Origin of the sequence: Mycobacterium sp. NPDC050441, assembly GCF_040655355.1 — a bacterium.
Taxonomy (GTDB): Bacteria; Actinomycetota; Actinomycetes; order Mycobacteriales; family Mycobacteriaceae; genus Mycobacterium.
The window spans coordinates 110,007-135,533 of sequence record NZ_JBFAJS010000011.1; the positions used below are offsets into that span (position 1 = coordinate 110,007).

23 protein-coding genes are annotated in these 25,527 nt (G+C 68.0%); 13 read left to right on the top strand and 10 right to left on the bottom strand.

The window, feature by feature from the left end; all coding sequences use genetic code 11:
- The first annotated feature begins 42 nt into the window (after window positions 1–42).
- Window positions 43–1,560: a DUF222 domain-containing protein gene (locus AB0I14_RS27765; protein WP_358028771.1), complete on the top strand. Its 1,518-nt coding sequence runs from the start codon at window positions 43–45 to the stop codon at window positions 1,558–1,560.
- A gap of 9 nt (window positions 1,561–1,569) precedes the next feature.
- Here the strand turns inward: AB0I14_RS27765 and AB0I14_RS27770 are convergent, their stop codons facing one another.
- A complete protein-coding gene (locus tag AB0I14_RS27770; RefSeq protein ID WP_358029041.1) occupies window positions 1,570–2,346 on the bottom strand; it encodes a helix-turn-helix domain-containing protein in 777 nt (258 codons plus the stop codon).
- A 65-nt stretch (window positions 2,347–2,411) separates the two neighbouring features.
- Here AB0I14_RS27770 and AB0I14_RS27775 point away from each other — a divergent pair, with 65 nt between their 5' ends.
- Genes AB0I14_RS27775 through AB0I14_RS27785 form a run of 3 tightly spaced genes read left to right on the top strand, consistent with a single transcriptional unit; the run spans window position 2,412 to window position 3,783 of the window.
- Window positions 2,412–2,882 (top strand): VOC family protein, encoded by a 471-nt coding sequence (locus AB0I14_RS27775; protein WP_358028773.1) that lies wholly within the window; start codon window positions 2,412–2,414, stop codon window positions 2,880–2,882.
- Between the two features lie 9 nt (window positions 2,883–2,891).
- Window positions 2,892–3,329 carry an HIT family protein gene (locus AB0I14_RS27780; RefSeq protein ID WP_358028776.1) on the top strand — a complete coding sequence of 146 codons (438 nt, stop codon included), beginning with the start codon at window positions 2,892–2,894 and terminating at the stop codon, window positions 3,327–3,329.
- A 4-nt stretch (window positions 3,330–3,333) separates the two neighbouring features.
- Entirely contained in the window at window positions 3,334–3,783 is a 450-nt protein-coding gene (locus AB0I14_RS27785) for a nitroreductase family deazaflavin-dependent oxidoreductase (RefSeq protein WP_358028778.1), read from the top strand.
- Window positions 3,784–3,793: 10 nt separating this feature from the next.
- Here the strand turns inward: AB0I14_RS27785 and AB0I14_RS27790 are convergent, their stop codons facing one another.
- Entirely contained in the window at window positions 3,794–4,843 is a 1,050-nt protein-coding gene (locus AB0I14_RS27790; protein ID WP_358028780.1) for an LLM class flavin-dependent oxidoreductase, read from the bottom strand.
- A gap of 13 nt (window positions 4,844–4,856) precedes the next feature.
- Window positions 4,857–5,705 carry a uracil-DNA glycosylase gene (locus tag AB0I14_RS27795; RefSeq protein ID WP_358028782.1) on the bottom strand — a complete coding sequence of 283 codons (849 nt, stop codon included), beginning with the start codon at window positions 5,703–5,705 and terminating at the stop codon, window positions 4,857–4,859.
- Window positions 5,706–5,773: 68 nt separating this feature from the next.
- Between AB0I14_RS27795 and AB0I14_RS27800 the strand changes: the two genes are divergently transcribed.
- Window positions 5,774–7,003, top strand: a complete 1,230-nt coding sequence (locus tag AB0I14_RS27800; protein WP_358028785.1) for an MFS transporter — start codon at window positions 5,774–5,776, stop codon at window positions 7,001–7,003.
- A 17-nt stretch (window positions 7,004–7,020) separates the two neighbouring features.
- Window positions 7,021–8,367: an FAD-linked oxidase C-terminal domain-containing protein gene (locus tag AB0I14_RS27805; RefSeq protein WP_358029044.1), complete on the top strand. Its 1,347-nt coding sequence runs from the start codon at window positions 7,021–7,023 to the stop codon at window positions 8,365–8,367.
- Between the two features lie 7 nt (window positions 8,368–8,374).
- On the opposite strand, the gene AB0I14_RS27810 is transcribed toward AB0I14_RS27805, so the two are convergent.
- Window positions 8,375–9,247 carry a rhomboid family intramembrane serine protease gene (locus AB0I14_RS27810; RefSeq protein WP_358028787.1) on the bottom strand — a complete coding sequence of 291 codons (873 nt, stop codon included), beginning with the start codon at window positions 9,245–9,247 and terminating at the stop codon, window positions 8,375–8,377.
- A gap of 94 nt (window positions 9,248–9,341) precedes the next feature.
- Here AB0I14_RS27810 and AB0I14_RS27815 point away from each other — a divergent pair, with 94 nt between their 5' ends.
- The 3 genes from AB0I14_RS27815 to AB0I14_RS27825 are packed head-to-tail and all read left to right on the top strand — an operon-like array spanning window position 9,342 to window position 12,052.
- Complete coding sequence (locus AB0I14_RS27815) at window positions 9,342–10,580, top strand: cytochrome P450 (protein WP_358028791.1); 1,239 nt, start codon at window positions 9,342–9,344, stop codon at window positions 10,578–10,580.
- Window positions 10,580–11,170, top strand: a complete 591-nt coding sequence (locus AB0I14_RS27820) for a TetR/AcrR family transcriptional regulator (protein WP_358028792.1) — start codon at window positions 10,580–10,582, stop codon at window positions 11,168–11,170. The genes AB0I14_RS27815 and AB0I14_RS27820 overlap by 1 nt, the downstream gene beginning before the upstream one ends.
- Before the next feature lie 45 nt (window positions 11,171–11,215).
- The gene (locus AB0I14_RS27825) at window positions 11,216–12,052 is read left to right on the top strand and encodes a DUF5995 family protein (RefSeq protein WP_358028795.1); all 837 of its coding nucleotides are present in this window, start codon (window positions 11,216–11,218) and stop codon (window positions 12,050–12,052) included.
- 19 nt (window positions 12,053–12,071) lie between these two features.
- On the opposite strand, the gene AB0I14_RS27830 is transcribed toward AB0I14_RS27825, so the two are convergent.
- From AB0I14_RS27830 to AB0I14_RS27840, 3 genes are read right to left on the bottom strand one after another with little or no spacing between them, the layout of a single operon-like run.
- Window positions 12,072–12,782 (bottom strand): siderophore-interacting protein, encoded by a 711-nt coding sequence (locus AB0I14_RS27830; protein ID WP_358028798.1) that lies wholly within the window; start codon window positions 12,780–12,782, stop codon window positions 12,072–12,074.
- 49 nt (window positions 12,783–12,831) lie between these two features.
- Complete coding sequence (locus AB0I14_RS27835) at window positions 12,832–14,001, bottom strand: acyltransferase (protein ID WP_358028801.1); 1,170 nt, start codon at window positions 13,999–14,001, stop codon at window positions 12,832–12,834.
- Window positions 13,998–15,776 carry a DEAD/DEAH box helicase gene (locus AB0I14_RS27840; RefSeq protein WP_358028804.1) on the bottom strand — a complete coding sequence of 593 codons (1,779 nt, stop codon included), beginning with the start codon at window positions 15,774–15,776 and terminating at the stop codon, window positions 13,998–14,000. Before AB0I14_RS27840 ends, AB0I14_RS27835 begins: the two co-directional genes overlap by 4 nt.
- 156 nt (window positions 15,777–15,932) lie before the next feature.
- Between AB0I14_RS27840 and AB0I14_RS27845 the strand changes: the two genes are divergently transcribed.
- The gene (locus tag AB0I14_RS27845) at window positions 15,933–16,439 is read left to right on the top strand and encodes an LppP/LprE family lipoprotein (protein ID WP_358029047.1); all 507 of its coding nucleotides are present in this window, start codon (window positions 15,933–15,935) and stop codon (window positions 16,437–16,439) included.
- Window positions 16,440–16,454: 15 nt separating this feature from the next.
- Here AB0I14_RS27845 and AB0I14_RS27850 read toward each other — a convergent pair whose 3' ends face one another.
- Window positions 16,455–17,192, bottom strand: coding sequence for an SDR family oxidoreductase (locus AB0I14_RS27850; RefSeq protein ID WP_358028807.1), 738 nt, complete (start codon window positions 17,190–17,192; stop codon window positions 16,455–16,457).
- Window positions 17,193–17,206: 14 nt separating this feature from the next.
- Window positions 17,207–17,947: an SDR family oxidoreductase gene (locus AB0I14_RS27855; RefSeq protein WP_358028810.1), complete on the bottom strand. Its 741-nt coding sequence runs from the start codon at window positions 17,945–17,947 to the stop codon at window positions 17,207–17,209.
- 118 nt (window positions 17,948–18,065) lie between these two features.
- On the opposite strand from AB0I14_RS27855, the gene AB0I14_RS27860 reads away from it, so the two are divergent.
- Genes AB0I14_RS27860 through AB0I14_RS27870 form a run of 3 tightly spaced genes read left to right on the top strand, consistent with a single transcriptional unit; the run spans window position 18,066 to window position 23,807 of the window.
- Window positions 18,066–18,962: a LysR substrate-binding domain-containing protein gene (locus AB0I14_RS27860; protein ID WP_358028813.1), complete on the top strand. Its 897-nt coding sequence runs from the start codon at window positions 18,066–18,068 to the stop codon at window positions 18,960–18,962.
- Window positions 18,963–18,992: 30 nt separating this feature from the next.
- On the top strand, window positions 18,993–22,427 hold the full coding sequence (locus AB0I14_RS27865) for a TM0106 family RecB-like putative nuclease (protein ID WP_358028816.1): 3,435 nt from the start codon (window positions 18,993–18,995) through the stop codon (window positions 22,425–22,427).
- A gap of 12 nt (window positions 22,428–22,439) precedes the next feature.
- Window positions 22,440–23,807 (top strand): FAD-binding oxidoreductase, encoded by a 1,368-nt coding sequence (locus AB0I14_RS27870; protein ID WP_358028819.1) that lies wholly within the window; start codon window positions 22,440–22,442, stop codon window positions 23,805–23,807.
- Here the strand turns inward: AB0I14_RS27870 and AB0I14_RS27875 are convergent.
- Window positions 23,767–25,476 (bottom strand): DHA2 family efflux MFS transporter permease subunit, encoded by a 1,710-nt coding sequence (locus AB0I14_RS27875; RefSeq protein ID WP_358028822.1) that lies wholly within the window; start codon window positions 25,474–25,476, stop codon window positions 23,767–23,769. The genes AB0I14_RS27870 and AB0I14_RS27875 overlap by 41 nt on opposite strands.
- Between the last annotated feature and the right edge of the window lie 51 nt (window positions 25,477–25,527).

Consider the following 25,527-nt stretch of genomic DNA (forward strand, 5'->3'; position numbering starts at 1 on the left):
GAAACCGCGCTTGCGTCAGTGGGCCGGAGTAGACTCGAACACATGTTCGAAGCCAGTTCCGATGCGGGTCTGATCGACGCGATGTCCGCGTCGGCCCGCGCGGAGTCGATGGCGATCGCGGGACGGCTTTCGGCGATCGGTGAGCTGGACACGTTGCGGGAACGGGAGCTGGCCGAGTCGATCTTTTGGCGTACCGATCCGTTCGAGGAGGTGGCTGCGGAGGTGTCAGCGGCGTTGAACATCAGTCGGGGCCGGGCCGGCACGCAGATCCACCATGCCCGGGTGCTGCGCGACAAGTTGCCGTTGGTGGCGGCGCGGTTCGCTGTCGGGGATATCGACTACCGGGTGGTGCGGATGATCATCGCCCGCACCGGCATCGTGGACCCGTCGGTGTGGTCTGGGTTGGATGAAGAACTGGCCACCCGCGCCCACAATTGGATGCGGTTCTCCGAACGGCAGTTGCGGGATCGGGTGGATCAATGGATCGCCAAACTCGACCCGAACGGGGTGCGGGTACCGCCGAATGTGGACGATGAGCGGTTCGTTCAGATCGAACCGAGCAGCCCGGGCATGGCCTCGGTGTGGGCCAATGTCCACGCCGCCGATGGGGTCGCGCTGAGTCAGCGGTTGGATGCGGTGGCCAACACCGTGTGTGCACACGATCCCCGGACCCGTGAGCAGCGCCGCGCTGATGCTGTCGGGCCGGTGGCTCGGTTGGAATCGCAGTTGCCGTGCCTGTGTGGTCGTGAGGATTGCCCGGCCACACAGAAGCGGGCCGCGGCCGATGCTGCGTTGGTCCATGTGCTGGCCGGCCAGGCCACCGTGGACGGCACCTCCGATGATCCGGGGTATCTGGCCGGCCATGGCATCCTGCCCGCCGAGTCAGTACGCGACCTGGCCGCCACCGCCAAGATCAAGCCGGTGGTGGTGCCCACCGGGGCGGCTGACGCGCAGACCACGGCTACCGACGCCGCGAACGATGAGTCGGCCGACGCCGAGGAGTCGGTGGTGCCGGCTGACTCTCATTCCGGGAATGGCGAGCCGCAGTACCGGCCGTCTGTGGCGTTGAGTGAGTTCATTCGGTGGCGGGATTTGACGTGTCGGTTCCCGGGCTGTGACGCCCCCGCCGAACGTTGCGATATCGACCACACCGCACCCTGGCCCACCGGCCCGACACATCCGTCGAACACCAAATTATTTTGCCGGGCACACCATTTGGTGAAAACGTTCTGCCCCGGCTGGACCGACCGCCAACTCCCCGACGGCACCGTTGAGGTCCAGACCCCCACCGGGCACACCTACACGACCGAACCCCACGGCGCCGGCATGTTCCCGACCCTGGGCCAACCCACCGGGGACTTGAAGCTCCCCGAACCCGAAGCCCCGCATCCGAATCGCGGCGCGAAGATGCCCACCCGCAGCAAGACCCGCGAACAAGACCGCCAAGACCGCATCGCCGAAGAACGACACCTACGCGCCGAACTTAACAACGACCTCGCATACGAACGCGACTACCAAGCCTGGCTCGCCGAAGAGTACGGGCCACCCCCACCCTTCTGAGCGGGGCGATCAACCTTCGGTGAGCTCAGCTGCGTTCTGAGCCGCGTACTCCCCAGGTGTGCTGCCCAGCATGGACCGGAAGTCGTTGATGAAATGGGCCTGGTCATACCAGCCGAGTCGCACTGCGAGATCGGCGAAATCGACTCCGGGCACGGACTCGATCTCCAGGGCGGCCTGCTGCAGCCGATATCGGCACAGCACCCACTTGGCCGTCACCCCGACATAGCGCCGGAACACCCGCTGCGTCGTACGCGTACTCCACGGTGAGAGCTCCATGACCTGCTCCACCCGATGCAATGTCGCGTCGTCACGCATCCGGTCGATCAACGGGCACAGCGCGCGGTAGGTCGGGTCGGGCTCGCCGGCCATCGCACCGATCGCCTCGTCCAGATCCGGTGCGCCCAACAGCTCGTCGTCCACCGGCACCACGCGGCCGGTCAGCGCGGCGGCGTCCCCACCGAAACGGGCGACGAAGCCGCCCGGCCGAAATCGAGCCCCCACGACACCGCCCCGACCACTGATCGTGATGCGGAAAACCTTGGGCACCACCCCGTGCAGCAACGTGCAGGGCAGTCGATGACCATGGCGCACAACATCATCACCCCACTCACGGGTGAGATGCATGGCAGGGAAAGTGATCACCGTGCTCTCGAATGGACCAGTCTCGTGCCGGTCCCAGGTCACCGACCAGAAGTGCTCGACGAAGGTCGCGGCCTCCTCCGACGGCGCCCACCGGTGGAGGTCGAACGCCGCGGCACTGCCTGCACGGCCGACCACTCCGCGCATCGGCGCGTTCTGCTCTGGCGCGTTTTTACAAGCGGCCACGACCCCAGCCTACGAAACTGGCAGATATGAATGTCACACCGATTCCGGAGGGCTACACCAGCCTGACCCCGTTCATCTGCGTCGACGGCGCTGCCGAGGCGATCGCCTTCTACCAGAACGTGTTCGGTGCCACGGTCATCGAGCGGATGGACGGCGCGAACGGCACCGTCTCGCACGCCGAGCTGGATTTCGGCAACGGCCGGCTGCAACTCGGAGATCCGCAGGAAGCGTTTCAGATCGCCGCTCCCCCGCCAGGCGCCCCGGCGACGTATTCGATGGGGCTGTACTGCCCCGATGTCGACGACGTGGTGGCCCGTGCGGAGAAGGCGGGTGCGACGATCCGCGAGCCCGCACAGACCTTCGTCACCGGTGATCGGTTCGCGTCCGTCCTCGACCCGTTCGGTCTGCGCTGGACAGTGATGACCCGCGTCGAGAACCTCACGCCGGCCGAACGTGAACGACGCGTCGCCGAATGGGCGGCCACCGCCGGCGGCTAACGTGGCGGGATGTCTTGCGTGTTCTGCGCCATCGTCGCAGGTGTTGCCCCCGCGATCCGCATCTACGAGGACGACGACTACCTGGGCATCCTCGACATCAGGCCGTTCACCCGCGGACACACGCTGGTGATCCCGAAGCGGCACAGTGTCGACCTGACCGACACGCCGCCGGAGACCGTGGCCGCGATGGCCGGCATCGGCCAGCGCATCGCGCGTGCGGCCCGGCAGTCCGGGCTGCACGCCGACGGCAACAACATCGTCATCAACGACGGCAAAGCCGCCTTCCAGAGCGTGTTCCACATCCATCTGCACGTGGTGCCGCGCCGCAGCGGCGACAAGTTGTCGTTCGCCAAGGGCATGGTGCTGCGCCGTGACCCGGACCGCGAGGAATCGGGACGTCTGTTACGTGCAGCGCTGGCGCAGCTCGACGAATCCGCGCAGGATTGACCCCATGAGCATGCCCTGGTGGGAGCGCTACATCGGCCTCCCGATGCTGTTGTTGCACGACAAGATCTACAAGGCCACCGACGGCCGGATCGGCCACACGATCCCCGGTGGCCCGTCGACGCTGATCCTGCATACCGTCGGCGCCAAAACCGGTCAGCAGCGCGCGAACTCGCTGGCCTATGCGAAGGACGGCGCCGACTACCTCGTGGTGGCATCCAAAGGTGGCGAGCCCACATCTCCGGGCTGGTACCACAATCTGAAGGCCAAACCGCAGGTCGAGATCAACGTCGGCCCCAAGCGGTTCGGCGTCACGGCCAAGCCGGTTCTACCCGGAGACCCCGACTACCCGCGGCTGTGGGACATCGTGAACGACATGAAGGGCAACAAGGACCGCTACATCGGCTACCAGAAGCGGACAACGCGCCCGATTCCGGTGGTCGTGCTGACGCCTTAGAACTGACGCCCTAGAACAACTCCTTGGCCAGCAGTTCCAGGGTGGTGTCGCGCGCCGTCGCGGTGGCCGGGTCGGCGCCGCGACGGGCCGAGGCCACCGGGTTGACCATGACCTCGTCGACGTCGAACTCTTCGGCCAGGGCCCGGACCTGGTCGGCCGCCTCGGTGGGCGAGCCGACCACTGCGCGCGCAAACCCGGAGGCCACGATGGCCTGGGCCTGCGGGGTGAGGGTCGTCGCCTCCGCATCCTCGACGAGATCGAGGGCACCGAGCGGCTGGCCGGTACGCAACCGGCCCATCATCTGCAGCTGGGGCAGGAGTAACGCCTTGGCCTCCTCGGTGGTCTCCGCCACCGAGGCGTTCACGGTCAGGAAGGTCACCGGCTCGGACGCCAGATCGCTGGGCTGGAACTCGTCGCGGTAGACGGCCAGCGCTTCAGCAGTGCCCTGCCCGGAGAAGTGGTGGGCGAACACGTACGGCAGCCCCTTGGCCGCGGCCAGGTGTGCCGAATACATCGACGAGCCGAGCAGCCACATCCGCGGTTCGCTGACCGCCGCCGGCGTCGCCTTGAGCACGTAGTTCTCCCGCATCAGATCGCGCGGCAACGGGACCCGCACGCCGCGCGCACCCATCAGCGCCACCACGTCGTCGAGGTACTGCGGGAACGCCTCGATATCGCGATCATCGCGCCCGGCGGCACCGCGCAGGGCCAGCGAGGTGACCGGATCCGAGCCCGGCGCCCGACCGATGCCGAGGTCGATGCGGCCGGGATGGGCGGCCTCCAGCAGCGCGAACTGCTCGGCCACCGCCAGCGGCGCATGGTTGGGCAGCATCACCCCGCCCGACCCCAGCCGCAGCTGCGTGGTGTGCGCGGCGAGATGCGCGATCAGCACCGGCGGGCTGGTGGCGGCCACCGCCGGCATGTTGTGGTGCTCGGCGAGCCAGTAGCGGGTGTATCCCAGCCGGTCGGCGGTCTGCGCCAGGTGAGTCGTGGCAGTCAGGGCATCGGCAGTGGACTGGTCGGTGCGTACCGGGACGAGGTCGAGGACAGAAAGCCGCATGACAGCGTCAACGTCACGAGCCGTCCAGTTCGTTCCCGCCCGACTCGGCCACCAGGTGCTTGGCGGTGGTGAAGATGTCGTCGAGCATGGCGTCGGTGAGCCGGCCGGTGAAGGTGTTCTGCTGGCTGGGGTGAAAGCAACCGAGCAGGGTGATCGGGCCGAACGCCGAGGTCAGCACCGCCGTCGCACCGTGGCCGAACTTGGGTGCCGGTTTGACGTTCGAGCCGATCAACTCCAGCGCGGCTCGCCACGCGAACCCACCCAACGCGATGACCACTCGTACCGACGACCCCACCAACCGCCATTCGGCCTGCAGCCAGGGCGCACACGTGGCCCGCTCGGCCGGGGTGGGCGCATTGGCCGGCGGTGCGCAGCGCACCGCCGCGGCCATCCGGGTGTCGATCAGCCGCATGCCGTCGGCGGCGTCGACGCACACCGCCTGGTTGGCCAGCCCGGCCCGGTGCAATGCGGCGAACAGGAAATCCCCGGACCGGTCCCCGGTGAACACGCGGCCCGTGCGGTTGGCGCCGTGGGCGGCCGGGGCCAGCCCGACGATCATGATGCCGGGGTGCTCTGCACCGAACCCAGCGGCCGGTCGACCCCAATACGGTTGATCGGCAAAGGATTTCCGCTTGGCCACCGCCACCTCTTCGCGCCAGGTGACCAGCCGCGGGCAGGCCCGGCACACCGAGACCAGCGCGTCCAGCTCGTCCACCGTGGCAGCCCGGGCCGCCAGCCGCCGGACCTGCGCGGCGGTCTTGGCCACGGGCGTCGTCGCATCCGCCGAATCACCGGGCCACCCCGACCCGGGCGGCACCGGCGAGGTGAACAACTCGCCGGTCCGCGGATGAGGTAATTCCATCGCCTCACTGTGCCGGAAATTTCGTCGCGGCGGGTATGGGCACGCTGTTAGATTCGGCCGCGATACCCATGACGAACACCAAGCGCGGCCCACTGCTGCTGATCCTGTTCTCCGCGCTGATGGCGGGGGCGGGCAACGGCATCACGATTGTCGCGTTCCCGTGGCTGGTGTTGCAACGCAACGGATCCGCGCTCGACGCATCGATCGTCGCGATGGCCGGCACACTGCCACTGTTGGTGGCCACTCTGATCGCCGGGGCGGCTGTCGACTATCTGGGCCGCCGACGCGTCTCGATGATCTCGGATCTGCTGTCGGCCCTGTCGGTCGCCGCGGTTCCGATGCTGGCCCTGATATTCGGGGTGGACGCGGTCAATGTCGCGGTGCTCGCGGGCCTGGCCGCGCTCGGTGCCTTCTTCGATCCGGCCGGGATGACCGCACGCGAAACCATGCTGCCCGAGGCCGCCGGCCGGGCCGGCTGGACGCTGGACCACGCGAACAGCGTGTACGAGGCGGTGTTCAACCTGGCCTACATCGTCGGGCCCGGCATCGGCGGCCTGTTGATCGCGACCCTCGGCGGGATCAACACCATGTGGGTGACGGCTGGGCTGTTCTGCTGCTCGATCCTCGCCATCTCGGTGCTGCGACTGGAAGGCGCGGGCACCCCGGACCGCTCGATGCTGACCGAGGGCGTCCTCGCGGGCATCGTCGAAGGGCTGCGATTCGTCTGGCACACACCGGTATTGCGCACGCTGGCGATCGTCGACCTGGTGGCCACCGGTCTATATATGCCCATGGAGTCGGTTCTTTTCCCGAAATACTTCACGGACCGCAACGAGCCCACCGAACTGGGCTGGGTGCTGATGGCGCTCAGCATCGGCGGGCTGCTGGGTGCGCTCGGCTACGCCGTGATGTCCAAGTACATGAGTCGGCGGGCCACCATGCTGACCGCGGTGATCACGCTCGGGGTGGCGATGACGGTGATCGCGTTCCTGCCGCCGCTGCCGCTGATCCTGGTGCTGTGCGCGATCGTCGGGTTCGTCTACGGACCGATTGCGCCGATCTACAACTACGTCATGCAGACGACCGCCCCGCCGCATCTGCGGGGGCGCGTGGTCGGGGTGATGGGGTCGCTGGCCTATGCGGCAGGACCGCTGGGTCTGATCCTGGCCGGGCCGCTCGCCGACGCCGCAGGCCTGCACGTGACGTTCCTGGCCCTGTCCCTGCCGATGCTGCTGCTCGGCCTGGTCGCGGTGTTCCTGTCGGCGCTGCGTGAGCTGGACCTAGCATCGAAGCCGTGAATGCCGCAGCGCTGCCGATGCTGATCAGCGAACTCCCCGAAGGTGTCGTCGTCACCGACCCTGACATCCTGGCCTCCTATCGCCAGGATCGGGCCGCCGATCCGGCAGCCGGCACCCCCCTGGCGGTGGTCCGTCCCACCCGCACCGAGGAAGTTCAGACCGTGCTGCGCTGGGCCGGCGAGCACCAGGTGGCCGTGGTACCCCGTGGCGCAGGGACCGGGTTGTCGGGCGGCGCGACCGCACTGAACGGCGGGATCGTGTTGTCCACCGAAAGGATGCGTGACATCACCGTCGACCCGGTCACCCGCACCGCAGTGGTGCAGCCCGGCCTGCTCAACGCCGAGGTGAAGAAAGCCGTTGCCGCACAAGGACTCTGGTACCCACCCGACCCGTCGTCGTATGAGATCTGCAGCATCGGCGGCAATGTCGCCACCAACGCGGGCGGGCTGTGCTGCGTCAAATACGGCGTCACCACCGACTACGTGCTCGGTCTGCAGGTGGTGCTGGCCGACGGCACCGCGGTACGGCTGGGCGGTCCGCGGTTGAAAGACGTTGCGGGCCTGAGCCTGACGAAGTTGTTCGTCGGCAGCGAGGGCACCCTGGGCGTGGTCACCGAGGCGACGCTGCGGTTGCTGCCGCCACAGCACGCGCCGTGCACCGTGGTTGCGACGTTCGACTCGGTAGAGGCCGCCTCGAATTCCGTCGTCAAGATCACCGGCAGGATCCGGCCGTCGATGCTGGAGTTCATGGACTCCGTGGCGATCAACGCCGTCGAGGACAAGCTCAAGATGGGCCTGGACCGCAACGCCGCGGCGATGATGGTGGCCGCCTCTGACGATCGCGGTGCCGCCGGTGCCGACGACGCGGCCTTCATGGCGCAGGTGTTCACCGAATGCGGTGCCACCGAAGTGTTTTCCACCGCTGATCCGGACGAGGGCGAGGCCTTCGTGGCGGCCCGCCGCTTCGCCATCCCGGCCGTCGAGGCCAAGGGCTCACTGCTGCTGGAGGATGTCGGTGTGCCGTTGCCCGCACTGGCCGAACTGGTCGGCGGGGTGGCCGAGATCGCGGCCCATCGAGATCTGCTGATCTCGGTGATCGCCCACGCCGGTGACGGCAACACCCACCCGCTGATCGTGTTCGACCCGGCCGACCCCGACGAGGCACAGCGGGCCCAGCTGGCGTTCGGCGAGATCATGGACCTGGCAATCGGCCTGGGCGGCACCATCACCGGCGAACACGGCGTGGGCCGGCTCAAGCAGCCGTGGCTGGCCGGTCAGATCGGTCCGGATGCAATGGAACTCAATCACCGGATCAAGCGGGCGCTGGATCCGCAGAACATCCTCAATCCCGGCGCGGCGATCTAGGCACGGCTCAGGCCATCCCCCACATGACCAGCAGATGGCTTGAGCGCCAGGCGATCAACGCAAGGAAGGCCAGCAGCACCGCCACCGAGACCCCGGCCTGGACGGCATTTCGACGCGCGCTCGGGGCATACACGTAAGCCGCGGCGATCCCCGCGCCGGTGATCAGGCCGCCGACGTGGCCCTGCCAGCTGATCGCCCCGGTTCCCAGCGCAGGCCCGGCGAACGTGAACACCAGGTTGATGACGACCACCGCAGCGATCATGCGGACGTCGAGGTTGAGTTTGCGGGCGACGACGAAGATCGCGCCGAACAGACCGAAGATCGCACCGGAGGCGCCGGCCGTCGCGCTGTTCAACGGGGACAGCAGATAGACCAGCACCGAGCCGCCGAGTCCGCTGAGCGCGTACAACGCCCCGAACCGCAGCCGGCCCAGCCACTGCTCCAGCGGCGGCCCCACGACGTAGAGCGCCCACATGTTGAACAGCAGATGCATGGCGCCGTAGTGCAGGAACATCGAGGTCACCAGGCGGTAGTACTGGTCGTGCGCGGCGATGCCCGGCGCCCACAGGGTGAGCTCCTGCTCCAGATTTCCCGAGACCATCTGCAGCACGAACATCACGACGTTCACCGCGATCAGTGCGTAGGTCAGGATCGGCGCCCCGGCACGGGCCACCCCGCCGAACTGGGTGCGCGGCGCCCGCACCGACTTGGCGCCCTCGTTGACACAGTCCAGGCACTGATGGCCCACCGCCGCCGAGCGCATGCACTCCGGACACACGGGGCGCTGGCAGCGAGTGCAGCGCACATAGGTGGGACGGTCCGGATGCCGGTAACACGTCGGCGTCTGGGCAGGTAGCTGCGGCGCGTCAGGGGTACTCATCACGCCCGAGCCTAATGCGGGGCCGCAGGTTGCCGGTCACAGCCCAGACAACCCGCCATTGACATAGGTGAGCCGAATGTCGTACGAATAAGACATGGCAGCGACTTTGTCTCACAGCCCCGCCCGGTTCCAGCCCGCCGACGCCGACACCTGGCCCAACCCTTGGCCGATGTATGCCGCGCTGCGCGACCACGATCCGGTGCACCACGTGGTGCCCGAAGAGTCTCCGGAGCACGACTACTACGTGCTGTCCCGGCACGCCGACATCTGGGCGGCCGCCCGTGACCACGGCACCTTCTCCTCCGCACAGGGCCTGACGATCACCTACGGCGAGCTGGACATGATCGGGCTGGCCGACAACCCGCCGTTTGTCATGCAGGACCCACCGGTGCACACCGAGTTCCGCAAGCTGGTCTCGCGCGGGTTCACCCCGCGCCAGGTGGAAGCCGTGGAACCGAAGGTGCGGGAGTTCGTCATCGAGCGCCTCGAGGGGTTGCGCTCGAATGGCGGCGGGGATATCGCCGCCGAGTTGTTCAAGCCACTGCCCTCGATGGTCGTCGCGCACTATCTCGGGGTGCCCGAGGCCGACCGGGACCAGTTCGACGGCTGGACCGACGCCATCGTCGCGGCCAACAGCTCGGCCGGCGGCATTACCGCGGCGATGGGCACCGCCGGCGCCGCAGTGGCGTCGATGATGGGCTACTTCTCCGAGCTCATCGAGCGGCGTCGCCGCGAGCCCGGGGACGACACCATCTCGCATCTGGTGGCTGCGGGTGTCGGCGCGGACGGCGACATCGCCGGCGTACTGTCGATCCTCGCGTTCACCTTCACCATGGTCACCGGCGGTAACGACACCACGACCGGAATGCTCGGCGGCACAGTGCAACTCCTACAGCAGCGGCCGGATCAGCGCCGGCTCCTGATCGACGATCCCGAGCTGATCCCGGAGGCGATCGACGAGTTCCTGCGGCTGACCTCCCCGGTCCAGGGCCTGGCCCGCACCACCACCCGCGACGTCACCATCGGCGACACCACCATTCCGGCCGGGCGCAAGACTCTGCTGCTGTACGGCTCGGGCAACCGCGACGAGCGTGAATTCGGCGACAACGCAGCCGAACTCGATGTGCGACGTGCGCCGCGCAATATCCTAACCTTCAGCCACGGCGCACACTTCTGCCTCGGCGCGGCCGCCGCCCGGATGCAGTCCCGGGTGGCGCTGACCGAATTGCTCTCGCGCTACCCCGATTTCGAGGTCGATCTGGACTCGGTGGAGTGGGCCGGCGGCAGCTACGTGCGGCGACCGTTGTCGGTGCCGTTCCGAGCAGGGACCTGATGCCCCGCGACTGGTTGTCGGCCCGGCGGTCCGAAGTGGCCGCCGACCACATCCTCGACGCCGCCGACTCACTGTTTACCCGGCAGGATGCGGCGACCGTCGGCATGCACGAGATCGCGGCGGCCGCAGGCTGTTCGCGCGCCACGGTGTACCGCTATTTCGAGAATCGCGATGCGCTCTACACCGCCTATGTGCACCGGGAGGCACGGCGACTGTACGAAGAGGTCAGCGAGCAGGTGGCCGCAGTCACCGATCCGGCGCAACGCCTGATCGAGGGGGTGGTCACCGCACTGAACGCAGTGCGCGACAGCCCGGCACTGTCCTCGTGGTTCGCCACCGCGCAGCGGCCGATCGGTGGCGAGATGGCCGAACACTCCGAGGTGATCAGCGCGCTGGTGGAGGGCTTCGTGCGTTCGCTGGCCGGCAACACGGCGCAAGCCGACGACCAGGTGGGCCGGCAAGCCCGGTGGCTGGTGCGGGTCATGGTGTCGCTGCTGGTCTTCCCCGGCGGCAACGAGGCCGACGAGCGCACCATGCTGGCCGAGTTCGTCGCCCCGCTGCTCATCCCGGCACAAACGCCCGTCGAGTAGCCGATTGCCGGGCGGGACGGGCTGACCTGCCCCATACTTTCGAGTATGGCCAGCCACCCGACGCCACTGCCGCCGCTACCGGCGGTCACCAGCATCGCCGAGGTTGTCTCGGCCATCGACACGATCACCGACTGGGCCGTGGAAAACTCAAGCCGGCTGGGCTATTTCGCCGCGCTGTACAAGCGGATCACCATCGCGGTCGGCACCGCCGTCGAGGACGGGGCATTCGAGGACGGGCCTCGGATGGACCGGCTCGACGCCGCGTTCGCGTCGCGGTACTTCGATGCGCTGAACGGCCACTTCCATCCCGACCGCTACCCGAAACCCACCCGATCCTGGCGGGCCACATTCGAGTGGGCCGACAAGCCCGCGCCGATCCTGGTGCAGCACATGCTCGCCGGGGTCACCGCCCACATCGTGCTCGACCTCGGCATCGCGGTGCAGGGCCTCGTCGGCGCGGGCCGACTCCCCTCGCTGCACAAGGATTTCGACACCATCAACGCGGTGCTGGCGAGCCAGATCGCCGGGGTGGTCAATGACATCAACGAACTCTCACCAGCGCTGGCCGATATCTATGCCGTGCTCCAACAGCATCAGATCTTCGTCCTCAATGAGGCGATCCGCTCCCTGCGCGACAGCGCATGGCGGTTCGCCACCGTGCTGGCCCTGGAACCGGGATTCACGCGGCCACCGACGATCTGGGCACGAGACCTACAGGTGAGCCAGCAGGCGCAGGCAGTGTTCGACCCACCCAGCCTGGTCGGCGCCTTCGATCTGGCGATCAAGGAGATCGCCGCGCGCGAGAGTCGCGATGTGGCCAGAAACGTCCAGGTGCTCGACGAGATCGCCGCGACGCCCGCCCCGATTCAGACCGTGCTTTGAGGCTGCGACGCCGGTGGGGTCAGGCCACCCAGTAGGCCTGCGCCTTGATGGATTTGCGCGGGATCCCGTACTCCTCGCGGAAGACGCGCGCCACCGCCCGGGTGGTGCGGTTGTTGCAGGCGACCCAGCCGAAGTGATCGGAGGCGTCGAACGCCGACGCGCTGACGGCCTCGAGCAGGCCCTCCTCGGTCCGGTCGACCCAGGTGACCTCGGCATCGCCGGTGACCGGGAGTTCACGGTCGTCGTCGTGCCCGGCTTCCAGGAAGACGCGGGCCCGAGCGTCGCCGATCGCGTCCAGCAGAGAGTTGATGGCCGGCAACGAAGCCGTGTCGCCGACGATGACGTATCCGGCCGGCGCCGGCTCGGGCAGTGTGAAGCTGCTGCCGAGGACCGTCACCTCCAGGACGTCGCCGGGCCGGGCCGCCGCGGCCCAGCCAGTGGCGATGCCGTCGTGCATGGCGAAATCGATATCGACGGTTCCGGCCTGCGGATCGGGGTTGACCAACGTGTAGCCCCGCTGATGAGCCTTGCCGCCGGCGGGAAACCAGCCCCGCACCCACATCGTCGGGTGCACCCGCTGCTCGGCCAGCAGGCGCTGAGCGCGGAAATGCACTCTCAGGTAGTTCGGCGTGAACTCGGAACAGCCGGTCACCGTCAGTTCGTAGTCGCCGCCGCGCCAGAGTTTGACCAGGGCTCCTTCCAGCCCGCGCGACGCCTTCTGCTCACTCATGCGCACCCCTTCATCATCTTTGTTAGGTAAGCATACCCTAACTAAATAATCAGGAGCGGACGCGCGTGAACCGGTGCAGCAGCCAGGCCGCCGGGATGGTGAACACCATGGTGAGGACGAACAGGTTGAACATCGACCCCGTGTAGACCGGGTCGCGCATCACCTCGACCATCACCAGTTCCATGACCATCAGGTGGATCAGGAAAATCTCGTAGGAAATCTCACCGAGGAAGACCATCGGCCGGGAAGCCAGGAACCGGTTGTACCAACCGCGGTCGCCCAGCGCCGGCGGCGCCACCAACAAGGCCGCGATCACCGCGTAGAAGAACGTCTTGACCAACGCCTCGCTCAACTTGGCCGGTGACGTGGTCGGCTCCCCCGCGAGCGGCGTCGAGGCGATGAAGTAACACACCACGGCCAACGGCACGCACACCATCCCGTAGCCGCGCACCTTGAGCTGGCCCAGCACGGTCAGCGCCATACCCGCCACGAACCACGCCATGTACGTGGGCAACCACAACCGGGCGCCGTCGGGCAGGCCGGTCGAAACGTGCACGATCGTCAGCCACACGGGCGACACGGCAGCCAGGAGCGCCAGGCCGAAGAACAACAGCCCCGGCCGCCAACGCCGCCGGCACAACACCACCAGCAGCAGGTAGGCCACCAGCGGCAACGCGACGTAGAACGCCGCCTCCACCGCCAGGCTCCACATCTGTGTCAGGCCCTGATGCAGATAGGAGAACAGGTAGTCGTCCGTATAGATCTGGGACAGCGTCAGATTGCGGAACAGGCCCATCCAGGTGTGGCCGGGATTCGGGCCCGCGGTACGGAAGTGGTAGAGCAGGTAGGCGAGCAGCACCGTGACCACGTACGCCGGCATGATCCGTCGGACCCGGTGCCAGGCGTAGCGGCGGACGGACGGCGCCTGTCCCTCTGTCGCCGCGGCCTTCACCCACGGCCGGAACAACAGGAAACCGCTGAGCACGAAGAAGATCGGCACACCGATCTCGGCCCGTGAATACACCAGCCCCAGATAGCCCTGCCCGTACTTGCCGGTCGTGTAGGCCGCGTGTGTCAGCACCACCAGAATGGCGGCCACCGCGCGGATCCCGGTCAGTGACGCGACCCGCGCGGACCCGGAAGCCCCCGAGGCCACTGCGTCTACCGACTCAAGGCCACCCTGATCCGACGGCCCCTTCACGCTTCTGGAGACCGTCACTTGGTCTTCCGGTGCGGCTTCCCCGAGCGGTCGCGGTAATCAGAACGGTCTTTGTTCTCGGAACGGCCCTTGTGATCGGACCGGCCCTTGTACTCGCGCCGCGGCCCACGGTCGGCGCGTTCAGTATGCTCCGGCTCCAGGTTGATCAGCATGCCCGAGATGCGGGTGTTCTCCAGCGCTTTGAGCGTCTTGCTGGGCAACTTCTCGGGCAGCTCGACCAGCGAGTAGTCACCGCGGATGGTGATGTGGCCGAACTCGTTGCGGTGCAGGCCGCCCTCGTTCGCGATCGCACCGACGATGTGGCCCGGCCCGACCTTGTGCCGCTTGCCGACCGAGATCCGATATGTCGCCAGGCCTTCACGCGGCGGGCGCTCCTTGCGCGGCGACCGCTCACCCCGATCATCACGATCGCGCTCCCGGCGCTTCTCCGGCGGCGGCTCGGTCATCAGGAACTCTTCGCCGTTGCGCGACTGCAGTGCGAGCGCCGCGGCGATATCGACCATCGGCACGTCGTTCTCGCGCTCGAAGTCCTCGATGATCCGGCGGAACAACTCCAGGCCGTCGCCGTTGAGCGAGTCGGTGATCGAGTCACGGAACTTGGAAACGCGCTGCGCGTTGACATCGTCGACGCTGGGCAGCTCGGCCTCGATCACCTTCGATCGGGTGTGCTTCTCGATCGACTTGAGCAGGTGCCGTTCGCGCGGGGTGACGAACAGCAGTGCATGCCCGGAGCGCCCGGCCCGGCCGGTGCGCCCGATGCGGTGCACGTAGGACTCGGTGTCGTGCGGGATGTCGTAGTTGACCACGTGGCTGATGCGCTCGACGTCGAGGCCGCGGGCCGCCACATCCGTGGCCACCAGGATGTCGATCGTGCCGTCCTTGAGTGCGGAGATCGTGCGCTCACGCTGGGCCTGGTTGATATCGCCGTTGATGGCGGCGGCCGCGAAACCGCGGGACTTGAGCCGCTCGGCAACCTCCTCGGTGGCCTGCTTGGTGCGGACGAACACGATCATCGCGTCGCCCTCTTCGACCTCGAGCACCCGCGTCAGCGCGTCCAACTTGCGCGCACCCGCGACCTGGATGAACCGCTGGGAGATGTTCTCGGCGGTGGCGGTCTTGGCTTTGACCGTGACCTCGACCGGATCGTGCAGGTACTTGGTGGTGATCTTGCGGATGGCCGGCGGCATGGTCGCCGAGAAAAGCGCCACCTGCTTGTACTCCGGGGTGTCGGCGAGGATCCGCTCGACCTCTTCGGCGAAGCCCATGGTGAGCATTTCGTCGGCCTCATCGAGTACCAGGTAGTCCAGGTTCGACAGGTCAAGCGTGCCGCGCTCGAGGTGGTCGATCACGCGGCCCGGGGTACCGACCACCACCTGTGCGCCGCGCCGCAGCCCGGACAGCTGCACCGTGTAGGACGCTCCGCCGTAGATGGGCAGCACATTGACCGCGGGCAGGTGCGCGCCGTACCGGCCGAACGCCTCCGCCACCTGCAATGCCAGCTCCCGAGTCGGCGCCAGCACCAGCGCCTGAGTGGCCCTGCTTGAGGTGTCGATCTTGGACAGGATCGGGATGGCAAAAGCGGCCGTCTTGCCGGTGCCGGTCTGAGCCAGCCCGACGACGTCGGAGCCCGCGAGCATGGCTGGAATGGTCGCGGCCTGGATCGCCGAGGGCGTCTCGTAGCCGACATCAGTGACTGCCTTCAACACTGCAGGGTCAATCTGCAGGTCGGCAAACGTTGGGGCGGTATCCCCCGAATCCGGGTCTGGCGAGGTCATCGGTTCAGAAGTCTAGTGCCAATCGACCGAAATCCCGGCCGCGCGCCTGCACAACCCCGCAGCGGGGTCACGGTAGGTTGCCCAACTGTGAAACGGGTCGCAGTGTTCGCGACGGCCGCCAGGACGATCACCGTGGCCGTCTCTGCTTCGGTGTTCATGCTCGCGGGGTGCGGATCGGGCGATTCGACGGTCTCAAAAACCCCCGAGGCCAGCGCCAATCCAGCGCCGGCCCCGGCGTCGCAACCTGCCACCAAGGCGGCCCCGACGTCGGCAGCACCGGCGGCCGACCCGTGTGCGGTGAACCTCGCCGCCCCTGAGATCGCCAAGGCCGTCTCCGAATTGCCCCGCGACCCCCGCAGCAATCAGGCCTGGAGCCCCGAGCCGCTGGCGGGCAACTACAACGAGTGCGCGCAGCTGTCGGCGGTGATCGTGCGGGCCAACACCAATTCCGAACACCCCAACACCCGTGCCGTGCTGTTCCACCTCGGCAAGTTCATCCCCACCGGTGTGCCCGACACCTATGGCTTCAACAGCATCGACAAGACGGCCAGCACCGGCGACACCGTGGCGCTGCAGTACTCCGGCGGATTTCACGGACTGGCCAGCACGGTGAAGTTCCGCTGGAACGGCGGCGGCGTGGAGTTGATGGGCAACACGGGCTGAGCGTTGCCCGTGACGTCACAGATCTGACGCGCCGCCATCGACGAGTAGTTCCGAACCGGTGGTGTACGTGGCGTCGAACCCCAGGAAGATGATCGCCTTCGCCACTTCCTCGGGGTTTCCGAATCTCCGCATCGGGTTCTCGGCCTTGATCTGATCGAGAAACTCCCGGGCCGCGTCAGCGGACATGGTGCGTTCGAGAATGCCGGTATCGATGGGCCCCGGGGAGACCGCGTTGACCCGGATTCCCCGGTCGATCAGTTCCCTGGCGAACGTCCGCGTCATGGACCGCAGCGCCGCCTTCGTCGCGGAGTAGACGCTCGTCGACGCGATGCCCTTGCCATTGCTGACCGAGGTCGTGAGCACCACGGCGCTGCCCGTGGGCAGCAGCGGCAGGAACTTCTGCAACGTGAAGAACGGAGCCTTGGCGTTGAGCGCAAAGAGGGTGTCGTACGTGGCTTCGCTGGTGTCGTCGACCATCGCGGTCGCGGTCGCGCCGGCATTGAGCACGAGCAGGTCGACGCCGCCGAACTCGGCGGCCGCTCGGGCGGCGAGCGTATCGATGTCGGACACCGCGTCACTGGCTTCCACGATCGCTGCCGGCCCCAGTGCGACCCGCGCCTTGTCCAGCGACGCCGGGGTGCGCCCCGTGACCAGGACGCGGGCACCACCGTCGAGCAGCGCCTTGGCGGTGGCAAGCCCGATGCCGCTGGTCCCGCCGGTGATGACCACTCGCTTACCCTGATATTCAGCCACTACCAAACCCCTTGTCACAGTTGCGATTCGCCGCCGTCGACCACCAGCTCGATCCCGGCGACATACGTCGCGTCGAACGCCAGAAACGCCACCGCAGGGGCGAATTCGTCCGGGTGGCCCCAGCGTTTCATCGGGCTGCTGGCGGTGAACTCGGCCTTGAGTTGCGCGGCCTTCTCCGGCGCTTCCTTCTCCAACTTGCCGGTGTCGATCGAGCCCGGGCTGATCGCATTGACCCGGATACCCCGGAGCAGCAATTCCCGGCTGAGGGTGCGGGCCATCGATCGCAACGCCGCCTTGCTGGCCGAGTACACACTCAGCGCATCCCAGCCGGTCCGGTTCGCGATCGACGTGGTCAGCACCACGCCACTGCCCTCGGAGAGCAGCGGCGCCAGCCTCTGCACGGTGAAGAACGGCCCCTTGCTGTTGATCGCGAAGACCTCGTCGAAGGTCTGCTCGGTCACCGCATCGAAGGGGTCGAAGCTACCGATGCCGGCGTTCACGACCAGAGCGTCGAGGGTGCCGAACTCGTCCTCGGCGCGACGGGCCAGCGCGTCGATATCCGGCAGCGAGGCCGCATCGCTGCGCACAGTGATCCCGTTGCCGCCGAGACGGCGGCCGGCATCGTCCAGCGTGTCCTGGCGCCGGCCGGTGACCAGGACGCGAGCGCCGTTGTCCACCAGGAACTCTGCGGCCGCCAGCCCCAGGCCGCTGCTTCCCCCGGTGATCACCACATTCTTGCCGTCGTATCTGCCCATGCCGTCGAGTCTTCGACAGTCTCCGGCGGGCGTCCAAGACCTGTTCGGCACCTCGTCATGCCGAAACGGAATACCCCGGAGCCCGGGCCGGGTTGAGTTCACTCATGGAGACAGCACGGTGAACGATTCCGGGGTGGACCTCGAGCTGCGGCTGGTGCGGTATTTCACGGTGCTGGCCGAGCAGCTGAACTTCAGTCGGGCAGCCACTGAGCTACGGGTGGCGCAGCCGTCGCTGAGCCGCCAGATTCAGCGCCTGGAGAAGCGTCTCGGCGTACGCCTGCTGGACCGCACACCGCAGGGCGCCCTGCTCACCGAGGCCGGCAAGGCGTTTCTGCCGCAGGCTCAGGCCCTGCTGCAGGCCGCTCGGCAGGCCACCCTCACCGCGCGGGCCTACGCGCCGGCCGGCAAGGTCATCATCGGCTACGTGGAGGACCTGGTCATCACCCCGGCGGTCCGGGAACTGCGCCGCCTCCACCCGGCAGCCGAGATCGGCACCCACCACCTGGAGTGCCACGAGGAGCGGGCCTTCACCGAGGGCCAGGTGGATGTCCTGGTGGCCCGAGCACCGCTGTTCGTCCCGACCGACGGGGCCCGGGTCACCGTGCTCTACGAGGAGCCGCGGATGCTGGTGGTGCCGGCGGACCACCACCTGGCCGGACGGAAGTCGGTGTCGCCCAACGATTTCGCCGGTGAGGAATTCATCTGCCCCCACGGCGGGGCCCGCGCGATCTACCCGACCGGCACCTACCAGGAGCGTGACCCCGGGCCGATCTCGATCGGTCCCGTCAGCGAGAGCTTCGAGGACCGGCTCGAACTCATCGCGGGCGGGCACGCGATCGCCGTGCTGCCCGTCGGTGATCGACGCGCCTCGCTGCGCGCCGACCTGGTCACCGTGCCGGTTGTCGGTTTCCCGGCCAGCAGGGTGGTGGTCGCCAGCCGGGTCGGCGATCCGAACCCACTGGTCGCCGAGTTCCTCCGCACCGCCAGTGCGCACCTGAGCGCGCAAGCGGCCTGACATGTCGGCGCGCTCGCCTACAGTGGCAGCGTGTTCGTCACCGACGAAGGCGGGTCGGGGCCGACGGTCATCTACAGCGCATCGGACCTCGCCGCAGCCGCCCGCTGTGAGTATGCTCTGCTGCGCTCGTTCGACGCGCGGCTGGGCCGAGGCCCGGCGGTGTCATCCGATGACGAATTGCTTGCCCGCACAGCAGAACTCGGCGATGAGCACGAGCAGCGCCATCTTGAACAGCTACGAGCCGACGCATCACTGTCCGAGGTGACGGTGACGGTGATCGGTCGGCCCTCCTACACGGTGGCCGGGCTGACATCGGCGGCCGCCGCCACCCTGGATGCGGCGCAACGCCGGGACGCGGTGATCTACCAGGCGGCGATGTTCGACGGGCGCTTCGCCGGATTCGCCGACTTCCTGATCTGGGACGGCGCCCGGTACCGCCTGCGGGATACCAAGCTGTCCCGGTCGGTGAAGGTCGAGGCGCTGCTGCAGCTGGCCGCCTACGCCGACGTGCTGGCCCGCGCCGGAGTCCCGGTGGCCGACGAGGTCGATCTGGTCCTCGGCGACGGCGGGGTATCGAGCTACCGCGTCGACGAGCTCCTGGCGGTGTACCGGCCGAGGCGCGGCGCGCTGCAGGCACTGCTCGACGGGCATCTCGCCGCCGGTAGCGCGGTGTCCTGGTCCGACGAAAGTGTGCGGGCATGTTTCGGCTGCCCGGAATGCGAGCAGCAGATCCGCACCACCGATGACCTCTTCCTGGTCGCCGGAATGCGGGCGAACCAGCGCGCCCGGCTCATCGACGCCGGCATCACCACCACCCATCAGCTGGCCGGCCACACCGGCGCGGTACCCGGGCTGGCCCAGCGCATGGTGACGGCGCTGACCGGTCAGGCGCGGTTGCAGGTGGCGCCGCGGGTCGAAGCCAAGCCGCCGTATGAAGTCGTTGATCAGCAACCGCTGATGCTGCTGCCGGATCCGGACAAGGGCGACCTGTTCTTCGACTACGAGGGCGACCCGTTGTGGACGGTCAACGGTCACGACTGGGGCCTGGAATACCTGTGGGGCGTCCTCGGTGCGGAGGGGAATTTCCAGGCATTGTGGGCACATGACCGGGCCAGTGAACGTCAGGTGCTCATCGATTTCCTGGACCTGGTTCGCAAGCGCCGCAAGCGTTTTCCCAAGATGCACATCTACCACTACGCACCCTATGAGCGCAGCACCCTGCTGCGGCTGGCCGGCCGCTACGGGGTCGGCGAGAACGACGTCGACGACCTGCTGCGTAACGGCATCCTCGTCGACCTTCTTCCATTGGTACGCAAGAGCATTCGTGTCGGCACCGAAAACTACAGCATCAAGTCGCTGGAGCCGTTGTACATGGGGACCGAACTGCGCGGCGGTGAAGTCACCAAGGCCACCGATTCGATCACCGAGTACGCGCGCTACTGCGCGCTGCGCGAAGCCGGTCAGCACGACGAGGCCGCCACGGTGCTCAAGGAGATCGAGGAGTACAACCGCTACGACTGCCGTTCCACGCACCGGCTGCGGGACTGGCTGATCACCCGGGCGTTCGAAGCCGGGGTCCCACCGCGCGGTCCGCAACCGGTACGCGCCGGGGCACCGATCGAGAAGGCCGACGCCACCGACCGCAAGCTGCTCAAATTCGCCGGCGACGGAGTCCAACCACGAAACGCCGAGCAGCAGGCGGTGGCGCTCGTCGCCGCGGCCCGCGGTTTCCACAAGCGTGAGGACAAGCCGTTCTGGTGGGGCCATTTCGACCGGCTCAACAATCCGGTCGACGAATGGGCGGACAGCACAGGTGTTTTCGTTGCCGAACGGGCGCAGGTCGTCACCGACTGGCACACTCCGCCGCGCGCCCGCAAACCGCAACGACAGGTCCTGCTGACCGGCGCCATCGACGCCGGGGAGCTGAACACCGAGGTGTACGCGCTGTACACCCCGCCGGCACCGGCAGGTCTGTCCGACGACCCGGACCGGCGCGGCTTCGGCAGCGCGACCGTCGTGGGCTGCGACAACCCGGAGGCACCCACCCAGGTGCTGATCACCGAACGCCAGCCCAAGGACGGCGACGCCTTCGCCCAGGTCCCGTTCGCACTGACCCCCGGGCCGCCGGTCAACACCCGGCCCCTGCAGGCATCCATCGACACCACCGCCACCACCGTCGCCGCCGGTCTGCCGAACCTGCCCGCCGACGCGGTGACCGACATCCTGCTGCGCCGCCCGCCACGCACCGTCAGCGGCCGGGCACTGCCCCGCAGCGGTGACACCGCTGCCGATATCACCGCGGCCCTGTTGGATCTGGACTGCTCCTATATCGCGGTGCACGGGCCGCCCGGCACCGGGAAGACCCATACGTCGGCACAGATCATCGCCCGGCTGGTCAACCAACACCATTGGCGCATCGGGATAGTCGCGCAGTCACACGCGGTGATCGAGCATCTGCTGGAGCAGGTGCTCGACGCCGGGGTGGACGCGGCGCAGGTGGCCAAGAAACGCAAGGGCGCCGACCCCCGGTGGACTGAGATCGGCGAAAACCACTACGCCGCGTTTATCGCCGACCATCCCGGCTGCGTGATCGGCGGTACCGCATGGGATTTCGCAAACGGGACGCGGGTGCCGCGGCAGTGCCTCGATCTGCTGGTGCTCGAGGAAGCCGGCCAGTTCAACCTCGCCAACACCATCGCGGTGGCCCCGGCCGCGCGCAATCTGCTGTTACTGGGCGACCCGCAGCAACTCCCTCAGGTCTGTCAGGGCACCCACCCGGCACCGGTCGACGATTCTGCCCTTGGCTGGTTGGTCGAGGGGGCGCACACGCTGCCGGCCGAACGCGGCTACTTCCTGGATAACTCGTTCCGGATGCATCCGGCGGTGTGCGGGCCGGTGTCGCGACTGTCCTACGACGGCCGGCTGCGCTCCCACGAAAAGGTCAGCGCGGCACGCAAACTCGACGGTGTCGCACCCGGCGTGCGGGTGCTTGAGGTGTCGCATCTGGGCAACTCGACCGACAGTCGGGAAGAGGCCGACGCGATCGTCACGGCCATCACCGGTCTGCTGGGCACCACCTGGACCGACGAGCACGGCAGCACACCACTGGGGCAGGACCACATCCTGGTGGTCACGCCCTACAACGCCCAGGTGACGACGGTGCGTCGAGCGCTCGACGCGGCCGGGCTGACCGAGGTGCAGGCCGGCACCGTGGATAAGTTCCAGGGCAGGCAGGCACCCGTGGTGTTCGTGTCGATGACCGCGTCCTCGGCCGCAGACGTACCCCGCGGAATCGGATTCCTGTTGAACCGCAACCGCCTCAACGTCGCGATCAGCCGGGCCAAGTACGTCGCCTTCATCGTGCGCACACCGCAGCTCACCGACTATCTGCCCGGACAGCCGGACAGCCTGATCGCACTCGGCGCGTTCCTCGCCCTGACCGATAACGGCGATCTGAGCCTGTGATACACCCAACCGGTGACTGAAACGCTTACCGAAACGCTTGCCGGAATCGTCGGTTCCGGCTATGTCACCACCGATCCCGACGTGCTGAACAGCCGCTGCGTCGACCACACCGGGCGTTACCGCGGACAGGCAGCGGCCCTGGTCCGGCCCGGCACGGCCGACGAAGTCGCCGCGGTGCTGCGCGCCTGCCGCGACGCGGGGGCGTGTGTCACGGTGCAGGGCGGCCGGACCTCACTGGTGGCCGGGACAGTGCCGGAGAACGACGACATCCTGCTGTCGACCGAGCGACTCACCGAGATCGGCGCAGTCGACACCGTCGAGCGACGGGTCAACGTCGGCGCCGGGACACCGCTGGCCGCAGTGCAGCGAGCCGCCGCGGCGGCCGGACTCGTGTTCGGTGTGGACCTGGCCGCACGTGAATCGGCGACGGTCGGGGGCATGGCCTCCACCAACGCCGGCGGCCTGCGGACCGTCCGCTACGGCAACATGGGCGAGCAGGTGCTGGGCCTGGACATCGCGCTGCCCGACGGGTCGGTGATACACCGGCACAGCCAGGTGCGCCGCGACAACACCGGCTACGACCTGGCCGCGCTGTTCGTCGGCGCCGAAGGCACCCTCGGGGTGATCACCGCGCTGGACCTGCGCCTGCACCCCACGCCCACCCACCGCGTCACCGCGATCTGCGGATTCGCCGACCTGGACACCCTGGTCGACGCCGGCCGCATCTTCCGCGATCTCGAGGGCATCGCCGCCCTGGAACTGATCGACGCCCGGGCGAGCAAGCTGACCGCCGAGCACCTCGGGGTGGGCGCCCCGGTCGAGGGCGCCTGGCAGTTGCTGATCGAACTGGCCGGAGACAGCGACCAGACCGAACGCCTGGCCGACGCGTTGGAGGGCACCGACATCTGCGGTGAGCCCGCGGTCGGCGTCGACACGGTTGCCCAACAGCGGTTGTGGCAGGTTCGCGAGTCGGTGGCCGAGGTGCTCGGATTGTTCGGCCCGCCACTGAAATTCGACGTCTCCCTGCCGTTGTCGGCGATCGGCGGGTTCGCCGACGCAGCCGCCGAACTGATCGCCGGCCACGCGCCGGACGCCATCCCGGTGCTGTTCGGCCACATCGGTGAGGGCAACCTGCACCTGAACGTGCTGCGCTGCTCCACCGACACCGAACCGGCGCTGTACGCCGCGATGATGCCGCTGATCGCCGATTGCGGCGGCAACGTCAGCTCCGAACACGGCGTGGGTTCACGCAAGCGCGACTATGTCGCGATGTCTCGCACCGAGGCCGACATCGCGGCCATGCGCACCGTCAAGGCCGCATTCGATCCGGGCGACTACCTCAATCGCGCTGTGCTGTTCGCTCGTCGCGCTCGGCCATGAACTCGGCGTAGATGTTCTCCCACTTCTCGGGGTCCTCAACCAGCGGCAGCGACCGGAACGAATCGGTCGCCGCATCGTCACCGTCGGCGTCCCCCTCGGCGCGGTGATGGCTCACGGTGAACTCGACATAGTCGTCGTCATCGTCGTCGCGGGGGTCGACGTAGGGTTCCGGGCCCGGCGGGAACGAGGGCTCGGCACCGAAACCGAGCAGGAACAACGCCGCCACCACACCGAACAGCGCGATGAACGCCGGCAGGAGCATGGACTGCGACATCGCCGCGGCGAACGGCGCGTGCAGAAACTCCGGCAGCACGGCCACCGCACCCTCGCCGCGGGGCGCGGCACTAGCCGCCCCCGGTAGTTCGGCGCCGATGCGCGACGTCATGTACGCCGCGATCCCGGCGCTGCCGAGCACCGACCCGACCTGACGGGTGGCGTTGTACACACCGGATCCGGCGCCGGCCAGATCCGGCGGCAGGTTTCGGGTCGCGGTGGCCGCCAACGGGGACCAGATGAACGCCATGCCGATGCCCATCACCAACTGCGGCAGCAACAGCCGCCAGATCGGCGTGGCCGGGGTCATCTCCATGGCCAGCCAGGTCAACCCGATCGCCATGGCCGAGAAGCCGAACCCGATCACCGGCGTCGGGTGGGCGCGATCGACGATGCGGCCCACCACCGGGGCCAGCACGCCACTGGCGATCGCGGTCGGAGCGGTCAGCAGCGCCGAACGGATCGGCGACAGCCCGCATACGGTCTGCGCGTAGAACATCAACGGCAGGATCATCGCGGTCACCGCGAACCCGATCGTCGCGACGCCGACATTGGCCAGACTGAAGTCGCGATCCTTGAAGATCCGTAGCGGGATCAGCGGCTCGCCGGTGTTGACCGCCTGCCAGCACACGAACGCCACCATCAGTGCGATACCGACCGCGCCGGTGGCCCACACCCACGGCGCCCAGTCCCGCGACTGCCCCTCCTGCAGCGCGAACACGATCAGGAACATGCCGACACCGGACAGCGCCACGCCCAGCACGTCGAACCGGTGGGGTTGGGTGGGCAGCACGGGCACCAGCCAGGCCGCCAGGCCGAGGCCGACGATCCCGATCGGCACGTTGACGAAGAAGATCCACTGCCAGCCCAGCCCCCCGACCAGCACGCCGCCGGCCAGCGGACCGACGAGGGTGGCCACCCCGGCCGTCGCGCCCCACACGCTCATCGCCACCCCGCGCCGCTCGGGCGGGAAGATACGGGTGATCGTCGACAACGTCTGCGGGGTCAGCAGGGCCGCACCGATGCCCTGCACCACGCGGGCCGCGATCAGCATCTCGATGCTGCCGGCCAGACCGCACCACAGCGAGGCCGCGGTGAACACGGCCAAGCCGGCCAGGTAGAGGTTCTTGGGCCCGTACACATCGCCCAACCGTCCCGCGACGAGCAACGGCACCGCGTAGGCCAGCAGATATGCGCTGGTCACCCAGATCACGCCGTCGTAGTCGGCGCCGAGCTGATCCATGATCGTCGGGTTCGCGACCGCGACGATGGTCGCGTCGACCAGGATCATGAAGAAGCCGACCATCATGGCCCACAGCGCGTTCCACGGATTCTCCGGACGCGCGGGCACGTTGCCCTGCGGGCTCGGGGTGCGGGCGTTCAGCGCTGAGGACATGTCGAATGTGGTGGGTTGGGCCTCGGGTCCGACCTGGTTGGGGTTGATGGC